The 19,550-nt window shown below is 53.6% G+C and carries 18 protein-coding genes; 15 read left to right on the top strand and 3 right to left on the bottom strand.

All coding sequences use genetic code 11. The features are described from left to right. The first annotated feature begins 79 nt into the window (after positions 1-79). Both G9Q38_RS00805 and G9Q38_RS00800 read left to right on the top strand, forming a co-directional pair. Positions 80-1,633, top strand: a complete 1,554-nt coding sequence (locus tag G9Q38_RS00805) for a BCCT family transporter (RefSeq protein ID WP_166126837.1) — start codon at positions 80-82, stop codon at positions 1,631-1,633. 48 nt (positions 1,634-1,681) lie between these two features. Then, positions 1,682-2,740, top strand: a complete 1,059-nt coding sequence (locus G9Q38_RS00800; RefSeq protein ID WP_166126834.1) for a porin — start codon at positions 1,682-1,684, stop codon at positions 2,738-2,740. Here G9Q38_RS00800 and G9Q38_RS00795 read toward each other — a convergent pair. Next, the gene (locus G9Q38_RS00795) at positions 2,737-3,447 is read right to left on the bottom strand and encodes a tellurite resistance TerB family protein (protein WP_166126831.1); all 711 of its coding nucleotides are present in this window, start codon (positions 3,445-3,447) and stop codon (positions 2,737-2,739) included. The genes G9Q38_RS00800 and G9Q38_RS00795 overlap by 4 nt on opposite strands. 149 nt (positions 3,448-3,596) lie before the next feature. Here G9Q38_RS00795 and G9Q38_RS00790 point away from each other — a divergent pair, with 149 nt between their 5' ends. Beyond that, complete coding sequence (locus G9Q38_RS00790) at positions 3,597-4,790, top strand: MFS transporter (protein ID WP_166126827.1); 1,194 nt, start codon at positions 3,597-3,599, stop codon at positions 4,788-4,790. Between the two features lie 34 nt (positions 4,791-4,824). On the opposite strand, the gene G9Q38_RS00785 is transcribed toward G9Q38_RS00790, so the two are convergent. Then, the gene (locus tag G9Q38_RS00785; protein ID WP_166126825.1) at positions 4,825-5,277 is read right to left on the bottom strand and encodes a PaaI family thioesterase; all 453 of its coding nucleotides are present in this window, start codon (positions 5,275-5,277) and stop codon (positions 4,825-4,827) included. A gap of 127 nt (positions 5,278-5,404) precedes the next feature. On the opposite strand from G9Q38_RS00785, the gene G9Q38_RS00780 reads away from it, so the two are divergent. Beyond that, positions 5,405-6,382 (top strand): NADPH:quinone reductase, encoded by a 978-nt coding sequence (locus tag G9Q38_RS00780; RefSeq protein WP_166126822.1) that lies wholly within the window; start codon positions 5,405-5,407, stop codon positions 6,380-6,382. Here G9Q38_RS00780 and G9Q38_RS00775 read toward each other — a convergent pair. Further along, positions 6,371-7,204 (bottom strand): IclR family transcriptional regulator domain-containing protein, encoded by an 834-nt coding sequence (locus tag G9Q38_RS00775; RefSeq protein WP_166126819.1) that lies wholly within the window; start codon positions 7,202-7,204, stop codon positions 6,371-6,373. The two genes, G9Q38_RS00780 and G9Q38_RS00775, sit on opposite strands and share 12 nt — an antisense overlap. Positions 7,205-7,336: 132 nt before the next feature. Here G9Q38_RS00775 and accB point away from each other — a divergent pair, with 132 nt between their 5' ends. From accB to G9Q38_RS00720, 11 genes are all read left to right on the top strand, one after another. Next, positions 7,337-7,858 (top strand): acetyl-CoA carboxylase biotin carboxyl carrier protein, encoded by a 522-nt coding sequence (accB, locus tag G9Q38_RS00770; RefSeq protein WP_166126817.1) that lies wholly within the window; start codon positions 7,337-7,339, stop codon positions 7,856-7,858. A gap of 9 nt (positions 7,859-7,867) precedes the next feature. Beyond that, a complete protein-coding gene (locus tag G9Q38_RS00765) occupies positions 7,868-9,280 on the top strand; it encodes an acetyl-CoA carboxylase biotin carboxylase subunit (protein ID WP_228276162.1) in 1,413 nt (470 codons plus the stop codon). Continuing rightward, the gene (locus G9Q38_RS00760; RefSeq protein WP_166126814.1) at positions 9,277-10,746 is read left to right on the top strand and encodes a hydroxymethylglutaryl-CoA lyase-like TIM-barrel protein; all 1,470 of its coding nucleotides are present in this window, start codon (positions 9,277-9,279) and stop codon (positions 10,744-10,746) included. The genes G9Q38_RS00765 and G9Q38_RS00760 overlap by 4 nt, the downstream gene beginning before the upstream one ends. Before the next feature lie 17 nt (positions 10,747-10,763). After that, positions 10,764-11,600 (top strand): HAD-IIA family hydrolase, encoded by an 837-nt coding sequence (locus G9Q38_RS00755; protein WP_166126812.1) that lies wholly within the window; start codon positions 10,764-10,766, stop codon positions 11,598-11,600. After that, positions 11,597-13,591 carry an acetoacetate--CoA ligase gene (locus G9Q38_RS00750; RefSeq protein ID WP_166126809.1) on the top strand — a complete coding sequence of 665 codons (1,995 nt, stop codon included), beginning with the start codon at positions 11,597-11,599 and terminating at the stop codon, positions 13,589-13,591. The genes G9Q38_RS00755 and G9Q38_RS00750 overlap by 4 nt, the downstream gene beginning before the upstream one ends. Positions 13,592-13,637: 46 nt before the next feature. Further along, entirely contained in the window at positions 13,638-14,855 is a 1,218-nt protein-coding gene (locus tag G9Q38_RS00745; protein ID WP_166126807.1) for a Tm-1-like ATP-binding domain-containing protein, read from the top strand. 141 nt (positions 14,856-14,996) lie between these two features. Then, positions 14,997-16,229, top strand: coding sequence for an amino acid ABC transporter substrate-binding protein (locus tag G9Q38_RS00740; RefSeq protein ID WP_166126804.1), 1,233 nt, complete (start codon positions 14,997-14,999; stop codon positions 16,227-16,229). 66 nt (positions 16,230-16,295) lie between these two features. Next, positions 16,296-17,171 (top strand): branched-chain amino acid ABC transporter permease, encoded by an 876-nt coding sequence (locus tag G9Q38_RS00735; protein ID WP_119441521.1) that lies wholly within the window; start codon positions 16,296-16,298, stop codon positions 17,169-17,171. Then, positions 17,168-18,127, top strand: a complete 960-nt coding sequence (locus tag G9Q38_RS00730; RefSeq protein ID WP_228276161.1) for a branched-chain amino acid ABC transporter permease — start codon at positions 17,168-17,170, stop codon at positions 18,125-18,127. Before G9Q38_RS00735 ends, G9Q38_RS00730 begins: the two co-directional genes overlap by 4 nt. Beyond that, positions 18,124-18,849 carry an ABC transporter ATP-binding protein gene (locus G9Q38_RS00725; RefSeq protein ID WP_119515912.1) on the top strand — a complete coding sequence of 242 codons (726 nt, stop codon included), beginning with the start codon at positions 18,124-18,126 and terminating at the stop codon, positions 18,847-18,849. Before G9Q38_RS00730 ends, G9Q38_RS00725 begins: the two co-directional genes overlap by 4 nt. After that, the gene (locus G9Q38_RS00720) at positions 18,842-19,549 is read left to right on the top strand and encodes an ABC transporter ATP-binding protein (protein ID WP_114419425.1); all 708 of its coding nucleotides are present in this window, start codon (positions 18,842-18,844) and stop codon (positions 19,547-19,549) included. Before G9Q38_RS00725 ends, G9Q38_RS00720 begins: the two co-directional genes overlap by 8 nt. Position 19,550 lies beyond the last annotated feature (1 nt).

Below are 19,550 nucleotides of genomic sequence, written 5' to 3'. Positions count from 1 at the left end.
TTTAATTTATATGTCATAAATCGTCAATCTAAGTGAGGCCTGTTTACAATGTCGGGCACATAACAAAAGGAGAACACGCATGCAGCTTATTATTTCGGCCGGCGTCATCCTGCTGATCGTCATGTGGGGGATCATTGCGCCGCAATCTCTCGGGAGCATTTTCGACGAGCTTCTCGGCTTTATAACGGTTACGTTTGGCTGGCTTTATTTGTGGATTGTTTTGGGGCTGGTGGTCGTGGCCGGTTTGTTGGCGTTCAGTCGTTACGGCGATTTAAAACTGGGGGCCGAAGATGAAGACCCAGAGTTTTCTCTTCATAGTTGGTTCGCTATGCTGTTCGCGGCAGGAATGGGCATCGGTCTTGTCTTTTGGGGGGTGGCCGAACCCATTTCCCATTATGGCTCGCCGCCTCCCGGATTCATTGCGGAAACGCCGGCGGCTGCATCGGCGGCGATGCGTTACAGCTTTTTCCATTGGGGGCTGCACCCTTGGGCTGTATATAGCGTGGTGGCATTGGCCATTGCCTTCTTTTGTTTCCGCCGCGATAAACCGGCGCTGGTCAGTGTGGCCACCAGTTCTTTGCCATGGTCGTGGGCGCCTCACTTGGGTTTGGCGGTGAATGTGCTGGCCATTATTGCAACGGCTTTTGGGGTGGCTGCCTCGCTGGGTATAGGGGCGCTGCAAATTAATAGCGGGTTGCACTATGTGTTAGGCGTGCCCATTAGTTCAACCGCCCAGGTTTTGATTATTGTGGTAACAACCATTTTGTTTTTAACCTCTGCCGTTACAGGGGTGACACGCGGCATTAAATGGTTGTCCAACATTAATTTGATTCTGGCTTTTCTTTTGATGGTCACGGTTTTTCTGCTTGGGCCAACCGTTGCGTTAATTGATACCTTTACGACCACCCTGGGCAGTTACGCCAGCGAGTTTGTGCGCATGAGTTTGCGCACGACGCCGTTCATGGATGATAGCTGGATCGGTGGCTGGACCATCTTTTACTGGGCCTGGTGGATTGCCTGGTCACCGTTTGTTGGTTTGTTTATTGCGCGGGTTTCGCGTGGTCGGACGATTCGTGAATTTGTGCTTGGTACGGTTTTGGCACCCACATTGGCGGGTTTTCTGTGGTTTTCAGTTTTCGGCGGTACGGCGCTGCATATGCAAATCTGGGATGCGGTGCCGTTGGCAGATGCGGTCAAGGCCGACGTGTCCACGGCGTTGTTTGTGATGTTCGATGCCATGCCGTTAGGTACGTTAATGTCCATTGTCGCTACCGTTCTGGTACTGGTATTTTTCGTGACCTCGGGCGATTCCGCCACACTGGTATTAGGCATGATGAGCACCGGAGGCGAACCTAATCCGCACGCACGTGTAAAAATTATTTGGGGTGTTCTGGTGGCGGGTATTGCAATTAGTTTGTTATTGGCCGGCGGCATTCAGGCGGTGCAAACGGCCACAATTGTATTCGCGCTTCCGTTTACGTTAGTTATTGTGCTGATGGTGGTCGCACTCTGGCGGGCGGTGAAGCAGGATTATCGTGAGGAGCGCCGCCGCGAGCGTGAATTGCGTCGCAAGTTGCGGTATTTGGCTGATCGTGAGGATGGGCGAGCGGCCTCTACACCACCGGCGCCTTAATGCATGGCAGTGTGCAAACAGGAAAAAAATATGAACAGCATAAAAATAATGAAACCCGCAAAGTGGCTGCTTTCGTTAAGTGCAGCATTTCTGGCTGCACCTTCCGTTTCGGCGGTGGTTCTGACAGAAGGAGCGAATCATTCCGTTGAGCTGTACGGCTCATTGCGCATGCAGTTGGAGTCTGTGCATCCTGGAAACAGCGGGCCGTGGGGTTCCTATGTGGGGTTGCGCGACGCCTACACGCGTGTTGGCTTGAAAGGCGAGTATCGTTTCAATGACGATACCGCTGTGTTCGGCCAGTTTGAGTTGCCGTTCGACACAGCCAATTTTCGTATCAGCGATCCCTATGACCAGGGCGGGGCGGGGCGCGATGAGCGCCAGCGTATCCGTATTGCCCAAATCGGCGTGCGCACAACGGTGGGTACTTTAATTGCCGGCCAGCAATGGATGCCTTATTACAACGCCGTTGCCGCTCCGGTTGATCAGTTCAGCAGTTACTACAGCGGTTTTGCCACTTATACCGCGTTTCGGATTCCCGACACGATTGCTTACTACAGCCCGGCTGTTTACGGTTTCACCCTTTCGGGCAGCTACACATCGGCTGCGGGTAATCGTCGCTCAACTTCGCGTATCGATGACCGTCGCATGCAGGCGGCTTTATCGTATGTTTTGGGCGACACGCGTTTGGCGGTTGGGTTTGACGATCGTGGTGATACCGGGCTGGGGAAGGACCGAGTGTATGGTGTTTCAGCCAGCCACCAGGCCGGCCCGTGGTATTTTGCCGCCAAGTACGAGATATTCGACACAAATAATCATACGCCCGGTGCTTTCTCGCGTGATGGCAATAAGGCGGTTAATTTGTTTGCCAGTTACAACACAGGCCCGTATACATTCAAAGCGATGTTTGCCAAAGTGCAGAACTATGGCGACAACATTGTGCATTTGGGTGTCGACTATCAATACGATAAAAACCTGAAATTCTTTGCCGAGTTTTATCGTGAAGGGTCAACTGCTTCTATTGTCGAAAAGCGCGGGGGCCTGGCTGATTTAACCTCGGCCAGCCAGGGTGGACGCGTCTTTTTGGTGGGTCTTCGTTTCGATTTCTAAGCCAGGTTTTTAACCTGGCCTTCCAGGTTGTTTTTCAGGCCTGGCTCCAGCTTTAATTGTTTCGCCAGTTCATCCAGATAAGCGCGCTCCATAAAGCTTTGTTCATCAATAATCAGCAAGCTGGCCAGGTACATTTCAGCGGCCATTTCGGGTGTTGCCGCCTGCTGGGCAACGGCTGCCGGGTCGGCCGGTTTTTGCAGCTCAGAATGAAACCAGGCTTGATCTTGCGCGCTGCCCAACCGGGCGACCTCCGCTTCCAAGAGTGCACGCTCTGAATCACCGATATGGCCATCGGCTTTGGCTGCGCCGATCATGGCGGCCAGTACTGCCTGGCTATGTGTTTCAGTGTCTTTTTCCGACCAGCCTAATGCTGCACTTGAAGCTTGAGCCGCTTGAGCACCGGCCATTGGCGCGGGTGGCGCTGACGCGGACGCGTTGTTGGTTGAGCGTTGCGTTTGCCAGTCTTGATAAGCCTTGAGAGCGACCGCGCCCAACGCGGCCGCTGCGCCATAGGTGGCGACTTTGCCGCCCATTTTTCTGAATTTTTTGTTGCCTAGCAGAAGCCCCAGCGCGCCGCCGGTTAACGCCCCGCCGCCAAATCCGCCTAGCCCGGTTTTGCGGCCCAGGTCGTTCAATTGAGTGCCGGCGGATTGCCCGGCCTGCTGCCCGGAAGAAAGCATTTGCTGAAGTAGATTTTGTATGGACATTGGATATTTCCCGCCGCGTATTTAACCAAATTGGGTCAATAATAGCAGGGCCCGGCATAAGTTTTTGGCGGCTTATTGGAAGGTAATTTCAGCTACTGGAAAGGTGATCGGGTGTATTATCAGCGCACTGATCATGTTGGAGGCTGTTCATGTCCGCAAAACCCAGGCTTTTTAACCCTAATCTCGTGCTGTTAATCGTTTGCCAGGGATTGTTTTTCACGAATAACGTGACTTTTATCGGTATTAACGGTTTGGTTGGGATGAATTTGGCGACGATCCCTTGGATGGCAACGTTGCCCATCATGGGCTACGTCATCGGCGGTGCGTTGTCGACAGCGTTGGTTGCCAGAACCCAGAGTCGCCATGGTCGTAAAAAGTCTTTTCAGTTGGGTTTGGTCGTTGCCGTCCTCTCTTCCTTGCTATGCGCATTCGCGGTATGGATCGGAAGTTTTTGGTTACTGGTGTTGGCTACACTGATTGCGGGCTACTACAGCGCGAACGGACAGTTATATCGTTTTGCGGCAACCGAAGTTGTTGACGCCAGTTTGCGTGAAAAAGCGATTTCCTGGGTGTTGGCCGGTGGGTTGATCGGCGCTATTGTAGGGCCGGCTTTGGCGCAGCACACGAAAGACGTGGCGGCTTACCCGTTTATGGGGGCTTATTTGGCGTTGGCAGTGCTGGGCGTTTTGGGCATGGTTGTGATGCATTTCATCCGTTTCCCAGATGATGCAAGAACGGAGGCGCCCAAATCGAGTGGCCGTGATTTAAAGGAAATTGCACGTCAACCGGTTTTTATTGTGGCGGCTTTGGGTGCGGGTATCGGCTATGGCATCATGAACTTGCTAATGGCGGCCACCCCGCTGGCAATGGAGGTTGATGGTTTTCCGTTCTCAGACACCGCTACGGTATTGCAATGGCACGTTATCGGCATGTTTGCCCCAGGCTTTATTACTGGTTCGCTCATAAAGCGTTACGGTACATTGCAAATCATGCTGGCAGGGTTGGTGTTGAACATGGTCTGCATTTTCATTGCCCTGTCGGGTAATACCTACGAGCACTATTTAATTTCTCTGTTTTTGTTGGGCGTGGGCTGGAATTTCCTGTTTACCGGTTCCACCAATTTGGCCACTCAGGCGCATACGCCGCAAGAGCGCGATAAAGCGCAGGGGGCCATTAATTTCGTGGTGTTTTTTGTCATGGCTGTGTCGTCGTTCAGTTCCGGTGCGCTGGTAACCACACAAGGCTGGTGGTGGTTGAATATCGGGTCACTGGTTCCCGCTGTGATTGTGGGCGTCGCGCTTTTGGTGCTGTACTTTCGTCGCGCCCGTTCGAGCGCGGCGTAAAGAGTAATGCTCGGTTGCCGTGAGTCGTACCGTGTTATTCAAGATTGAAAACAAGCACGCTTGATGTTGCGGAAACATAAAGGCGCCCATCCTGATCGATGAGTTTTGCTTCTGAAAAAATAACGCGTTTGCCACTGCTTGTCACAATACCTTCCGCCCGCAGCAAACCCGTGTCCTTGTTAATTGGCCGATGATATGAAACTTTCAAGTCAATGGTGGAAACGGATTTGCCTGCTGGAATCTTGCTCATCGATGCATAGCCGCAGGCGAAATCCATCATGGTGGCCGAAAAACCGCCATGTACGAAATAGTTTGGGTTATATAAATGTTTATCGGGGGTCGCTTCGAATACCGCGCGACCGTCTTCGGCCTCAACCATTTTAATATCCAGTGTTTTTGCGATTGGGCAGCGTAGGTCCTGATCCAGCATAATCTGCAGTTGTTCCAGGCCGTTTAGATGCAGACCCAGTTCGTGTGTCATTGTCATTGCATTTTCCATTTGTTACGTCGTATGTTGAAACAGAAACCGATTCTAGCGAAATTGGTGAAAATGGGTTGAAGGGCAACGTTAGCAGGTGTAGCTTTGTGAAGTGCTTGTTAAGGAATAGGTCGTTATGAAAGCAGTTTGGTATGTCCGTAACGGTGCGGCGCGTGAAGTGCTCGAGTATGGTGAGTTATCCGATCCCGAGCCAGGCATCGGTGAGGTGCGAGTGAAGTTGCATGCGTCGGGTATTAATCCGTCGGATGTGAAGTTTCGTTTGCGCCGACCCTTGGATTTTGAACAAATTGTGCCTCATAGTGACGGCGCGGGAACGATTGATTACGTGGGGCCGGGTGTTGGGTCTCATCGTATCGGTCAGCGTGTCTGGGTATGGAATGCCCAGTGGCGCCGAGCGTGGGGTACTGCTTGTGAATATGTTGTCTTGCCGGAAGCTCAGGCTGTGCCCCTGCCAGACGCAATGAGTTTTGAGCAGGGCGCGTGTCTTGGTATTCCCGCATTAACCGCAGTGCAGTCTGTCCGGTTGGCAGGTTCATTGGCAGGTAAAACGGTTCTGGTAACCGGGGCCGGCAGTGCGGTGGGTCACTACGTAACGCAGATGGCTGTGCTTGAAGGGGCGCGTGTTATTGGCACGGCGGGCTCAGGTGCGCGTCGTGAAGATGCCGAGCAGGCGGGCGCATTTTCGGTTATCGACTATAAGCAAACCGCAGTTGGGCCGCGCGTGCTTGAGTTAACGCAGGGTGCGGGAGTTGATGCCGTCATCGATATGGATTTCTCTTCAACGGCTGCATTGCTTTCGGAAAATGTGCTGAAAGCACACGGTGTGTATATTTGCTATGGCTCCAACACCACCGGTATTTTGCCTGTTGATCTGAAAACGCTGTTGTGGCGTTCAATCGATTTGCGCTGCTTCCTGGTGTACGACTTGCTGCCCGACGATCGCTCCGCCTGCATCGAAAAATTGTCGGGGTGGCTTGAGCAAGGGCGTTTACAGCACCGCGTGGCAAAAACCTTCCGTTTGCGTCAAACCGCCGCTGCACATGAGTTTGTGGAGTCTGGGTCCAAGCGCGGCACAGCGGTGTTAAGGATTTAAGGCGTCTTCACGCAGCGGCGACATTAAATTCCAGGAAATGGTTTGTGCGGCTTGCCGCAGTTCGGGCAATAGCTTTTTGATAATGTCCTCTTTTTTTGCGATCTTGTGAATCCATGTCAGGTTGACGATTGCCACCACTTCTTTGCCTGCCCAGATCGGTACGGCAACCGAGTCTCGTCCGTCGTCAAATTCACGGCGTGTTTTGTCGTAATGGCCGCCGAAGTCGGGTGTGCGCAAACCGTAGCCTAATTGGCGTGTCTCTTCCAGCAATTGTTTAATTTGTTCAGGGCGACGCGCCAGATAGTTGCCGGGCTCGTTGCTGGCGGCCAAACGTTGCAAAACCGACTGCCTTTCCGTTTCACTGCAGAAAGCCAGGTAGGCGCGTCCGGTGGCTGAGCGCAACATATTCACCCGAAAACCGATTGGGCCCAATGGAATGTGCGAGAAGTACGAGCGCGGGCTGTTGGTTTCAATCACGGCCATATGATCCAGCCGCGGCACAGCCAGAATGGATGGCCAGTCGACTTTACGGCACAGTTGCACCAGGGTGGGTGACGCCACTTGAACCAGATAGTTTTCGTCATTGACTTGGGGCGGCCGGGGCTGGTAGGTGTGGCTGGCCATGAAGGCGCCGTCGGCCACTCTTTGCCAAATCAGTCCGCGCCGCTCCAGTGTTGCGATAACCCGAGTCAGGGTGGCTTTGGGTAAACCGGTGGCCAAGTATAAGTCGTGCAGGCTGGCGTTGCGCGATTTGTGCAGATACTCCAGTACTTCCAGGCCGCGATCAAGGGCGCGGATCGTCTTGACTTGATAATCTTTCAATAAATTTCACCTGGTGAAAAGTTGTTTGGCAATGCTAGCACTGTCGTGAGGGTTTAGGCAAAACTGGTTGCACAAGGGTTGGTTTAAACCGGCACATGAATAAGACAAACAGGGTGTTTTTGGAGCATTGACATGAGCTTTACCCACGACGATGTGCAGCGCATTATCCAGTTGCTTGACGCGTCGCATTTCGACGAGCTGCATTTGGAAGCCGATGGTATCAAGTTGGATTTGCGTCGCAACAGCGGTGCATCAACCGCGGTTTCGGATGCGTCGCCTGCGTCGGCAATGCCATCAATGCGGCCCGTGTCATCCGCCACGTCGGTTTCAGCCCCGCAGCCGGCAAATTCAGCTAAAACAGCAGCACCGTCGTCGGATGCTGATGAAAACAGGGCGTCGTCTTCAGGCCAGGCCGCGTTGCTCGAGATTAAAGCCCCCATGCTGGGCACGTTTTATCGCGCACCGAAACCGGGGGCGGATCCTTTTATTGCGGAAGGATCAAAGGTCGAGCCGGAAACGGTGGTGGGCATTATCGAGGTCATGAAACTGATGAATTCAGTTCCCGCCAATATAACCGGCGAGGTTGTTGAGGTGGTGGCGCAAGACGGTGAACTGGTTGAGTACGACCAGGTTTTGTTCCGCGTGCGTCCTTAAGGCGGATTTATGGCAATCACCATGGTTGATCGCATTCAGACCCCACCGATTACCCGCGTACTTGTGGCCAATCGGGGTGAGATCGCGGTGCGGATTATTCGCAGCCTTAAGCGCCTGGGCGTTGAAACGGTCCTGGTAGTTTCAAGCGCCGATCGCGACAGCCTGGGCGCGCGCATGGCCGATAAGGTGGTGTGCGTGGGGCCAGGCCGTGCCACTGAAAGCTATTTGAAAATCGATACCTTGGTACATGCCGCTCAGGCGACGGGTGCGCAAGCGATTCACCCTGGTTATGGTTTTCTGTCAGAACGTGCTGAATTCGCGCGTGCCTGCGAAGAAAACGATGTGATTTTCATTGGCCCTACCGCTGAACAAATTGAACAGGTCGGCAACAAGCTGGAGGCACGACGCATAGCCGGCGAGGCAAATGTACCCGTTACGCCGGGCGGGCCGGTTGAAACCCTTGATGAAGCTTTGGCCGTTGCCGATGATATCGGGTACCCCGTCTTGATCAAGGCGGTTGGCGGCGGCGGTGGTCGTGGCCTGAAGCGCGCTGATACGCGTGAATCATTGATTCAACAATTTGATATGGCCAGCGCTGAGGCGCTTTCTGCTTTCGGTGATGGGCGCGTTTATGTTGAGTGCTTCGTGACGCAAGGTCGCCACGTCGAGGTGCAAGTGTTGGGAGACGGCAAAGATGTCCTCCACCTTGGCGATCGCGACTGCTCAGTGCAGCGTCGATATCAAAAGCTGATTGAAGAGGCTCCCGCACCGCACCTGTCGGATGCGTTGCGAGATGGTTTGCACGAGGCGGCCGTAAGGTTTGCCCGCCATATCGGTTATCGCGGCGCGGGCACAATTGAGTTTCTGGTCGACGTGCCGCGCGAGCAGTTTTACTTTCTGGAGATGAACGCACGTATTCAGGTTGAACACCCGGTTACCGAAGAGGTGACGGGTGTTGATTTGATTGAGGCGCAGTACCGTATTGCGCAGGGTGAACCATTGCCATGGGCGCAAAACGACATTCAGGTGCAGGGCCATGCCATTGAGTGTCGAATTAACGCCGAAGATTGTGATCACGATTTTAGGCCGTCCCCCGGGCGTGTCACTCAGGCCCATTTCCCTTCCCACGACGGTTTGCGTATTGATACGCACATTGAAGCCGGTGCCATGATTCCACCCTTTTATGACTCCATGGTGGCCAAAGTGATTGCGGTTGGGCAAAACCGGGAACAGGCTCGTCTTCGCTTGCGTATGGCGCTTGATGATTTGGTATTGGAAGGCGTGAAAACCAATATTACGCTGCATAAAGCCATATTGGAAACGCCGGAATTTACGCAAGGCGGAGTCGATACGGGTTTTTTGGGTCGTTATTTGGCGGAAAAGCCCAGCTTGCAAAATGAAGCGCGACGGGAACAAACATGACGCAAAAAAAGATTCAGTTTATTGACACGACATTACGAGACGGCAACCAAAGCCTTTGGGGCGCAACGGGTTTGCGCACCGGCATGATGCTGCAAATCGCATCCGTGCTTGATCAGGTGGGTTATTACGCAATTGATTTCAGTACCAGCACGCATATGGCGGTGACGGTACGTTTCCACAAGGAAGATCCTTGGGAACGCTTGCGCTTAATGAAATCACGTTTAAAAAATACGCCGCTCACGTTTCTCTCCACAGGCATGCGGTTTATTTCATGGGAAACGGCTCATCCGGAAGTGATGGCGTTGTCGTATCAGTTGCTCGTGAATAATGGTATTGAGCGTTTCATGGTCATGGACCCCATGAATACTACGCAGGCCGTTATTAATAATTGTCAGGCCATTGCCAAGGCAGGTGCCTCGGAAGTGATCGGCGCGTTGGTATATACCGTGAGCCCGATTCACGATGATGCTTTTTTTGCACAAATGGCGCGCGAATTGGCGGCACAGCCTTTTATTAACCGGGTTTACCTGAAAGACCCGGGCGGGTTGCTTACGCCCGACCGCGCACGTACCTTGTTGCCGGCCCTTCGCGAGGCAGTCGGTTCCAAACCGCTTGAGTTGCACTCCCATTGCACGATTGGCCTGGCGCCGTTCACATACCCCGAAGCCCCCGGTTTGGGTGTCGATGCCTTACACACCGCTGCGCAACCCTTGGGTAACGGCAGTAGTCAGCCTGCAGTTGAAAACGTGATCAGTAATCTGGAAAGCCGTGGTGTAGCGCATGATCTCGATCTGGATGCCATGGCGAAGGTAAGCGAGTACTTTACGAGCCTGGCCAAGGCGGAAGGTCTACCCATGGGTATTCCGCAGGAGTACGACGAACGTTATTTCGCTCATCAGTTACCGGGCGGCATGATCGGTACCATGAAGCGTCAGCTTCGTGAGATGCGTCAGGCGCATCGCCTGCCTGAGGTGTATGAGGAAGTGGAGCGTGTGCGGGCCGAGCTGGGTTACCCCATTATGGTGACGCCATTCTCGCAGGTTGTAGGCACCATGGCGGTCATGAATGTGTTGTCGCCCGAGCGCTATGCCAACGTACCCGATGAGGTCATTCGTTACGTGGTTGGGCGCTTTGGTACGCCGCCGGGCGATGTCGACCCGAATGTAAGGGATCGTATTGAGCAGTTGCCCCGCGCCAAAGAGTTGGTGGGTCAGTCGCCCATGCCGCCGCTGGCGGAATTGCGCAAAAAGTTTAGCCCTAAATTGTCGGATGAAGAGTTTTTGTTGCGTGCAGTGATGCCGGCTGAGCAGGTTGATGCCATGGTGGCGGCCGGTCCTTGCCGACAAGATTACAACCCCAGCGTGGCGCCGGTGGAGCACCTGATTAAAGCGCTTTCCGAACGCCCCGATGTCAAGCATGCCCGAATCGAACGTGACGGGTTTCTAATGGAGTTACGCGGCCAATAAGCTGCGGGAGAAGTTTAATGACTGAAGTAAAGGCGCCCGATCTGAACGCAATGCGCGGGTTTATTTTCGATGTGGACGGCACCTTGGCATTGGCCGATAGGGGGTTGAACGGTTATGCGCCGTTGCCTGGTTCGCTCGAGTTGCTTGAGCTCTTGCGCTCGCGCGGGTTGCCCTATGTTGTTTTTACCAATGGTTCATTGAAAACGCCGGTGCAGTTGTCGCAGGCGCTGGGCAACGCGGGAATTGAGGTGGCCCCCGAATGTGCTTTAACGCCTCCTGCCATTGCTGTATCGGTTTTTCGCAAAAAAGGCTATAAGAAAATTTTGGTGCTGGGGGCCGAGGGTGTTTGGAAGCCGTTGGCTGATGCGGGTTTTGAAGTGGTGTGTGCGCCCGAGCGGGCAGACGATGCCGATGCGGTTTTTATCGGATGGTACCCCGAGTTCGGTTTGCCCGACCTTGACGCCGCCAGTAGGGCGATTTGGCAGGGGGCGGGGTTTTATACGGTTTCCACCGTGCCGTACATTGCCAGCCGTGATGGCCGTACCTTGGGTATTTCGGGTGCCTTAACCGCCGCCATTAGCAGTGTGACCGACAAGGAGGCGATTGTCGTTGGCAAACCGGCCGCCGAGGCTTTTGCCATCGCGCGCGAAATTCTGGGCGTGGCGCCGGAACATGTGGCGATTGTGGGTGACGACCCGGCGCTGGAAAATGAAATGGCGCATTTGAACGGGGCGATTTCGGTCAGTGTTCATACCGGCTTGTACAAAGCGAACGACTTCGCTCGTTTGCCTGATAACCGCCGGCCACATTATTCGTTGTCGGGTATCGACCAGTTATTGGAGTTAATGCGATGACGCAGTCAGCAGACAAAGCAACGTCGGCTCAACCTTTGTGGACACCGAGCCAGTCGCAAATAAATGCCTCGCGGCTGGCGCATTATCAGCAGTGGCTTGAGCGCCGTTACGGCCTGCCGCGCGGCGAGTATGCCGATTTATGGCAATGGTCGGTCGATAATCTCGAGTCGTTCTGGACGTCAATCTGGGAATATTTCGATGTTCAGGCCGGCGGATCGAACCAGCCGGTGCTGGCGTCTCAGACGATGCCGGATGCAAAATGGTTTCCCAACGCAACCCTTAATTATGCAGAACATATATTTCGCAACGCAACGGATCAACGTCCGGCGCTGATCGCGCGTAATGAAACGTCAGAGCCTTATGAGGTTTCCTGGGCCGATATGCAGCGTGATGCCGGTGCATTGGCCGCCGGTTTGCGCAAACTGGGCATCGGTAAAGGCGACCGTGTGGTTTCTTATTTGCCCAATCGCCCTGAAACGGTGGTGGCGTTTATGGCCTGCGCCAGTTTGGGTGCAGTGTGGTCAAGCTGCGCACCCGATATGGGTGTGCGGGTCGTGACCGATCGCTTTAGCCAAATTGAACCCAAGCTTATTTTTGCCACCGACAGCTACAGTTACAACGGCAAATTTCACTCCCGGGTAGAGCAGGTGAGTGAGTTGCTTGATGCGCTGCCAACGGTACAACATGTCATTCATGTGCCGGGCCCGAACGCAGAGGTGAATCAACCGCTGCCTTGGCGAAATCAATTGTCGTGGGCAAGCCAGGTTTCCGAACCGGCGCAATTAGTATACGAGCGTGTACCGTTTTCGCACCCGCTTTGGGTGGTTTACTCGTCGGGTACAACCGGTTTGCCCAAGGCTATCGTGCACAGTCATGGCGGCATTGTTTTAACGCATATGAAAACCATGGCTTTGCAGCACGATTTGCGCGAGGGGGATCGTTTGTTATTCCTGGGCGGAACCGGCTGGATTGTATGGAATTTACAGGTGGGTGGCTTGTTGGTGGGCGCCACCGTTGTGCTTTACGACGGCAACCCCGCATGGCCGGATCAGAAAGCGTTATGGCGTTTTGTTAACGATTACGACGTCACCCTTTTAGGGTGTGGTGCAGCTTATTTAATTAACTGCATGAAAGAAGGGCTGTCGCCTAAGGAGGTTGGGCCGTTCAATGCCCTGCGTGCCATTAATGCCACTGGCTCGCCGTTACCTACTGATGCGTTTCAATGGGTGTACGACAACGTCAAGTCAGACCTCTGGCTCGCTTCGATTAGCGGCGGTACAGATATTGCGTCGGGGTTTGTCGCCTGCGCGCCCACTCTGCCGGTGTATTCAGGCGAGATTCAGTGCCGCGAATTAGGGGTAGCCGCTTATGCGTTCAACGAGAGCGGCGAGGCTGTAGTCGATGAGGTGGGTGAACTGGTTATTACCCGACCCATGCCTTCAATGCCTATTTATTTCTGGAATGATCCGGGCAACGAGCGCTACCACGATAGTTATTTCGATATGTTCCCGGGGTACTGGCGCCATGGCGACTGGATTCAATTCACGTCGCGTGGAACCAGCATTATTTATGGCCGCTCCGACTCCACAATTAATCGCTTCGGGATTCGCATGGGCACCGCAGAGATTTATCGTGTGGTGGAAGCGCTGCCCGAAGTGCGCGATAGCCTGGTGGTGGATCTTGAGTATTTGGGGCGTGATTCGTTCATGCCTTTGTTTGTCGTGTTGGACGACGGGCAAGTGCTCGATGATGATTTAAAGGCGCAGATTAAAACGCAAATTCGCACCAAAGCGTCGCCGCGTCATGTGCCCAACGAGATTTATCAGGTTCAAGCTATTCCCCGCACTTTAACCGGCAAGAAAATGGAGGTGCCGGTACGGCGTTTGCTGTTAGGGTCGCCCGCGCAAAAGGTGGCGCATCCCGACGCGATGGCGAACCCGGATAGTCTCGATTTCTTTATTCGTTTGGCCCAAAAATTGAATCCGTCTTAGCTTGGCTCGACAGGTGTGGAATCAAATAATATTTTCAGGAGACAACATGAGTACAAAACCAAAAGTTTTATTAATCGCTACGCTCGACACCAAAGCGGTGGAAGCCAAATATGTGCGCGACAATCTGGAAGCGCAAGGTGTCGAGGTGCTTCATATGGACCCCAGTATTCGGCGTTCGGTCAAGCCGGGAGCTGAAATTACGCCCGAGGAAGTGGCCGGCGCAGCAGGGAAAACCATTCAGGAGGTCCGCGACCTAGGTCACGAAGGCAAATGCCAGGCTGTCATGATGGAAGGCGCCACCAAGCTGGCGTTGGCGCTGCACGCCAAAACACCGCTCAGTGGCATTATCGGTATTGGCGGCTCCATGGGGAGCTCGTTGGTAAGCACCGTTATGCAGGCCATGCCGTATGGGTTGCCCAAGGTACTTGTGTCGACCATGGCATCGGGGTTCACGCAACCATTCGTGGGCGCGAAAGACATCACCATGTTCAATCCTGTCTGCGATATTGCAGGCATTAACAGCATCACCGGCGATGTTTATCGCAATGCAGCTATCGCAGTAGCTGCCATGGCCAAGCATTACGAGCCGAAAAAGGCGTCCGATAAGCCCATCATCGCCATGGGCACATTGGGAACGATTGATCGATGCACGGTGCGTGTGCGTAAGTCGCTGGAAGATAAGGGTTATGAAGTGTTGGTTTTCCATACTCTTGGCACCGGTGGGCAGGCTCTGGACCAAATTGTGAGCGAGCGCGACGTTATCGCAGTAATCGAATCGTCGGTGGTTGAGCATAATGATTTTCTGAATAACGGCCTGTGTAGCGCCGGGCCCAATCGTTCCAAGGCTGCGTTGGCCAAGGGGATTCCAGTGGTGATCGCGCCGGGCAATGCCGACTTCATGGTGTCCGGCCCCCCGGAAATGGCCGAGCGTCAATTCCCGGGCAAACGCTATCACATTCACAATAAAGCGCTTACGGCGGTTCGTACTGAGAAAGAAGAACTAACACGGCTGGCGCAGCATTTGGCCGGCCTTGTAAAAGAAGGCAAAAGCCCGGTGTCGGTGTTAGTACCCTTACAGGGTTTCTCCCATCATGACAGCCCGGAAGGACACCTGCATGATTCTTCTTTATGCCCGGTTTTTTATAACGCGGCGAAAGAAGCCATGCCGGCGTCCGTTAAGGTTGAGTCATTCGATTGCCATTTGAATGATGAAGCATTTGCCGATGCGATTGTTCAAGAAGTTCTTGAACTGATCAAAGCATGAAATAACAACTAAAAACAACCAATCAGGTAACCTGATACATAGTGTGTAAATTGTTATAGTCATTACCTGGCCACTTGTATGGGGTGCGTGTTGTCGGGTGTGTCATCACTTTAAAAACCCCTTATTTTCCGGAGACAAAAAATGACCGTTAAAAAATGGACATCAAAGCTGGCGACACTGGCGTTAAGTCTGTCGGTGGTGGGTGCCGCGGCACCCACCCTGGCCGCCGAAGCGCCCGAGTCAATCGTAATCGGTTACGCCCTGGCAAAAACCGGCCCTAATGCCCCGGGTGCGTCCACGACGCAGCGACCCAACTATGAAATGTGGGTCGAAGAGGTTAACAAAGCCGGCGGTATCATGCTAAGCAAGTACGGCAAGCGTGTACCCATTACAGTGGTTGAATATGATGACCGTTCCAGCACCGAAGAGGCGGTGCGCGCGGTGGAACGCTTAATAACACAAGATGAGGTGGACCTGCTATTGCCGCCTTGGGGTACGGCAACAAATCTGGCCGTTGCGCCGTTATTCGACAAGCACGGCTATCCGCAACTGGGCACGACCAACCTAACTGATAAAGCCGACCAGTTCGCCAAGCGTTGGCCCAATCATTATTTTCTGTTGGGCTCGGCGTCGATGTATGCGAATGGATTGTTTGATACATTGGCCGATGCGCTGAAAGAGGGGAAAATCAATAACAAAATCGCCATGATCAGTGTTGCCGACGGTTTCGGTGTTGAATCCGCCTCTGCGGCTCGCAAGGCTGCGCAAGCCAAAGGCTTCGAGCTGGTAATGGATGAAAGTTATCCAGTCGGTACGTCCGATTTATCAACGCTGTTGAATCAAGTTAAAGATTCGGGGGCCGATACCTTTATTGCTTATTCTTATCCGCCCGACACGATCCTGATCAGCGATCAGGCACGTATCATTAGCTTGAACCCCAAGATTTTCTACACCGGCGTGGGTACCCAGTTTCCCTTCTTCATTGGTAAATACGGTGCGCAAGGTGTTGAAGGCCAAATGAGCTTGGGCGGTATCGACGGCACATCAAAGGCTATCCAGGAATATCGTGCACGCCACAAAGAAGTGACGGGTAAAGATACCGACTATTGGGGCAGCCAAGTAAGTTATGCTTCATTGCAAATGCTGCAGCAGGCTATTGAGCGTGTCGGTGAAATTGATCGCGAAAAAATTTCGGCCGAACTCAAGAAAGGCGGTTTCGAGACCATTCTGGGTGACATCAAAATTGTTAACAACCAGTTGGTCGGTATCTTCACCGTCGGTCAATGGCAAAACGGTGTTTTCCAGGGTGTCGGGCCGAAAGACCTGAAAGGTGCGCAACCCGTTATCATTCCTAAACCCGACTGGAAGAAGTAATCCGATCGGTCAACGTCGGAGCCGGGTTTCCCGCGCTCCGATGTTGCTCCAGTTCAGGGGAAAAACATGTTGTTCATTGAGCTTTTGCTGGCGTCACTGACGCTGGGCGGGTTGTATGCGTTGATTGCCATGGGGCTGACGCTACAGTACGGGGTTGCGCGCATCATGAATCTTTCGCATGGCGAATTCATGGTGGCTGCGGCATTTTTTTCTTATTGGTTGGTTACCAGCCTGGGCGTGCACCCATTGATGGCGCTGGCCGTTGCCGTGCCGCTGGGTTTTGCGCTGCAGTGGGTAATCTACCAATTATTGCTTACGCCGTTGGTGCGACGCTCGCCCACAGCCGACGCACTTGAGGTTGATAGCATTTTGGCTACGTTCGGCATTTTGTTTGTCGTACAGGGCATTTTGCTCATTATTTTCGGCGGCAATTATTACAGCTACGATTATTTAACTGTGCCGGTTAATGTATTGGGTTCTGCGGTTGCGGCCAATCGCTTGTTGGCGGCGGGCGCGGCACTTGTCATTGGCCTGGCGGTTTACTTTGTGCTGGTGAAGTCGCGCTGGGGGGCGTCGTTACGCGCCATGGCCAACGCGCCTCAGTTTGCGCATTTGGTGGGAATCAACCCTCGCGCTATGGCTGCATTTGCCTTCGCCCTGGGCGGCGCATTGGTCGTGGGTGCCGGGGTTCTGGTAAGCATGTTTCTTCCGTTCAGCACCTACATTGGCGTGGCGTTCACCATGAAGGCGCTGGTTATTGTCATTATGGGCGGCGTGGGAAATTTGCTGGGTTGTATTCTGGCCGGCTTGTTGCTGGGGGTCGTTGAAACGCTGGTGTCCCGTTTTGTTGATCCGGGCTTAACCATGGCGGCGACATTTACTATTTTCCTGCTGGTGTTGTTGTTGCGCCCGCAAGGCATTTTCGGGAGGGCCGGCAAATGAATCAAAATAACGCCATGTTCTCTCCGGGCTTTCTCGTGGTTGTCGTTGTCTTAATTATTGTGGCGGCCTTGCCGTTGCTCATAGACAGCAGTTATTTCCTGGCCTACAGCATTAATGTTTTGCAGTATGCCGCATTGGCCACCGCCTGGACGCTCTTTTCCGGTCCCACGCGTTACATTTCATTAGCCACCACCGCGTTTTTCGGTATCGGCGCATATACCGTGGCCGTGCTCTCGGAAACACTCCCCTGGTTTGGTGTTTTGGGTGTCGCCATGGTTATCGGCATTTTGCTTGCGTTAGTTGTGGGGCTCTCAACACTGCGTTTGTCGGGTATTCATTTCGTCATTTTCACTTTCGGCCTGGCCGAGTTGGTTCGTCAGATTGTGACCTGGTACGAGGTCAACATCACCAAATCAATCGGACGCTATATTTTTCTGGATATCACCCAAGAGGATATTTATTGGCAATTGCTGGCCTTGCTCACGCTGGTGCTTTTTGCCGGTTGGTGGATACGGCGCTCAAGGCTGGGGTTGGCTTTGCGGGTTATCGGCGAAGATGAACACGTGGCGCGGCATCTGGGCATGAACACCACCGTGGCGAAAGTATCCCTGTTTGTGATCAGTGCCACGTTCATGACGCTTGTGGGTGCCATTATGGCGCCGCGCTGGACATACATTGATCCGGCCATTGTCTTCAACCCCACCGTATCATTCCAAGTGTTGATTATGTCCTTGCTGGGTGGTGTTGGACACATACTGGGGCCTTTGGCCGGCGTTATTCCGTTGACGGCCTTGTTTGAAGTGTTATCGGCCAACTTCCCGAATCATTTCGCTTTGTTCCTGGGTGTCGTATTCCTGATTATTGTGTATCTGGTGCCTAATGGGATTGTCGGCGTACTGCAAAGTCGTTTCGGGCGTCGCGGTCGCGAACGCGATGCGGGTAAGGAGCAAACATGACGCTACTGAAAGTTGAAGAACTCAGAAAATCGTTCGGAGGTCTAAGGGCGGTTGACGGCCTGAGTTTCGAGGTGGCCGAGGGTGAAGTCATGGGTTTGCTGGGGCCGAACGGTTCCGGCAAGACCACGGCCATGAATCTCATATCAGGGGCATTGCACGCCGACTCCGGAAGCATTCGGTTGGAGTCCGATGAACTTATGGGCTTACCTGCTTATAAAATTGCCCGCCTGGGTGTTGCGCGTACCTTCCAGTTGGTGCGGGTGCTGGGCGGGATGACCTGCGTCGAGAATGTACAGGCCGGTATGGCGTATCGAAAAGATCACAAGTTCGGTGCGGCGGCCCATACCGAAGCGTTGGAATTGCTGGCATTAGTGGGATTAAGCAAGTTTGCGGATACGCCGGCGGTGGATCTTACTTATATCGATCAAAAGCGCCTGGAATTAGCGCGTGCGCTTGCACTCAAGCCACGTTTGCTATTGCTCGACGAATGGCTGGCCGGGCTGAACCCCACTGAATTGCAAGAGGGCATCAAACTGATTCGCAACTTACGTGCGCAAGGGCTAACAGTCATTTTGGTCGAGCATGTCATGGAGGCGGTGCGTGCGTTGTGTGATCGCTGTGTCGTCATGTTGGCTGGTGCCAAATTGGCAGAGGGCAAGACCGAAGAGGTTCTGGCTCAGGAGGAAGTGATTACCGCTTATCTGGGAGCACCGCATGTTTGAAGTGAGTCAATTATCGGTACGCTACGGCAAGCACCTGGCTTTGGACAATGCCGCCATCCAGGTTGGAGCAGGTGAACTTGCCGTCATTTTAGGTGCCAATGGCGCGGGCAAATCTTCCATGTTGCGGGCTTTAGGTGGCATGCTCAAGCCGCTCCCGGGCGCTAAAGTTTTGCTTGATGGTGAAGATTTGCTGGCAGTCCCGCCGCATCATTTGGTCGAGAAGGGGTTGGCATTGGTACCCGAAGGGCGCGGCGTGTTCGTTGACCTTACTGTTCGGGAAAACCTGCAACTCGGGGCGCTCACTCCCCGGGCCCGGCCTCACGAGCAAGAAAATCTGGCTAACGTGCTTGATCTGTTTCCGCGATTGGCCGAACGTTTGCCCCAACGGGTGGGCACCATGAGCGGTGGTGAGCAACAAATGGTTGCGGTGGGCCGTGCCATTATGTCGGCGCCACGCTATTTATTGCTCGACGAGCCCTCTCTTGGCTTATCGCCCTTAATGTCGCAAGAGCTTTTCCGGGCGATTAAGCGTGTCAAGGAAATGGGAGTCGGTGTGCTGATGGTTGAGCAAAATGTTAATCTGAGCCTCGATATTGCCGACCGGGGCTATCTTATTGAGACCGGTCGCATTGTGGGCCAGGGTAGCGCAAACGATTTGCGTAACGACCCTGCCGTTCAGCAAGCCTATTTGGGGCATTGAT

The sequence above is a fragment of the Pusillimonas sp. DMV24BSW_D genome (genome assembly GCF_011388195.1).
GTDB lineage: Bacteria > Pseudomonadota > Gammaproteobacteria > Burkholderiales > Burkholderiaceae_B > Neopusillimonas > Neopusillimonas aestuarii.
Note: the sequence above shows the minus strand (reverse complement) of the source record. Positions and strands in the feature narration are given on the sequence as shown.

Coding starts and splice junctions, on each gene's coding strand:
- G9Q38_RS00760 (WP_166126814.1), top strand. CDS start 9,277: ATGACGCAAAAAAAGATTCAGTTTATTGACACGACATTACGAGACGGC.
- G9Q38_RS00805 (WP_166126837.1), top strand. CDS start 80: ATGCAGCTTATTATTTCGGCCGGCGTCATCCTGCTGATCGTCATGTGG.
- G9Q38_RS00780 (WP_166126822.1), top strand. CDS start 5,405: ATGAAAGCAGTTTGGTATGTCCGTAACGGTGCGGCGCGTGAAGTGCTC.
- G9Q38_RS00745 (WP_166126807.1), top strand. CDS start 13,638: ATGAGTACAAAACCAAAAGTTTTATTAATCGCTACGCTCGACACCAAA.
- G9Q38_RS00785 (WP_166126825.1), bottom strand. CDS start 5,277: ATGACAATGACACACGAACTGGGTCTGCATCTAAACGGCCTGGAACAA.
- G9Q38_RS00750 (WP_166126809.1), top strand. CDS start 11,597: ATGACGCAGTCAGCAGACAAAGCAACGTCGGCTCAACCTTTGTGGACA.
- accB (WP_166126817.1), top strand. CDS start 7,337: ATGAGCTTTACCCACGACGATGTGCAGCGCATTATCCAGTTGCTTGAC.
- G9Q38_RS00765 (WP_228276162.1), top strand. CDS start 7,868: ATGGCAATCACCATGGTTGATCGCATTCAGACCCCACCGATTACCCGC.
- G9Q38_RS00730 (WP_228276161.1), top strand. CDS start 17,168: ATGAATCAAAATAACGCCATGTTCTCTCCGGGCTTTCTCGTGGTTGTC.
- G9Q38_RS00740 (WP_166126804.1), top strand. CDS start 14,997: ATGACCGTTAAAAAATGGACATCAAAGCTGGCGACACTGGCGTTAAGT.
- G9Q38_RS00735 (WP_119441521.1), top strand. CDS start 16,296: ATGTTGTTCATTGAGCTTTTGCTGGCGTCACTGACGCTGGGCGGGTTG.
- G9Q38_RS00725 (WP_119515912.1), top strand. CDS start 18,124: ATGACGCTACTGAAAGTTGAAGAACTCAGAAAATCGTTCGGAGGTCTA.
- G9Q38_RS00720 (WP_114419425.1), top strand. CDS start 18,842: ATGTTTGAAGTGAGTCAATTATCGGTACGCTACGGCAAGCACCTGGCT.
- G9Q38_RS00755 (WP_166126812.1), top strand. CDS start 10,764: ATGACTGAAGTAAAGGCGCCCGATCTGAACGCAATGCGCGGGTTTATT.
- G9Q38_RS00790 (WP_166126827.1), top strand. CDS start 3,597: ATGTCCGCAAAACCCAGGCTTTTTAACCCTAATCTCGTGCTGTTAATC.
- G9Q38_RS00800 (WP_166126834.1), top strand. CDS start 1,682: ATGAAACCCGCAAAGTGGCTGCTTTCGTTAAGTGCAGCATTTCTGGCT.
- G9Q38_RS00795 (WP_166126831.1), bottom strand. CDS start 3,447: ATGTCCATACAAAATCTACTTCAGCAAATGCTTTCTTCCGGGCAGCAG.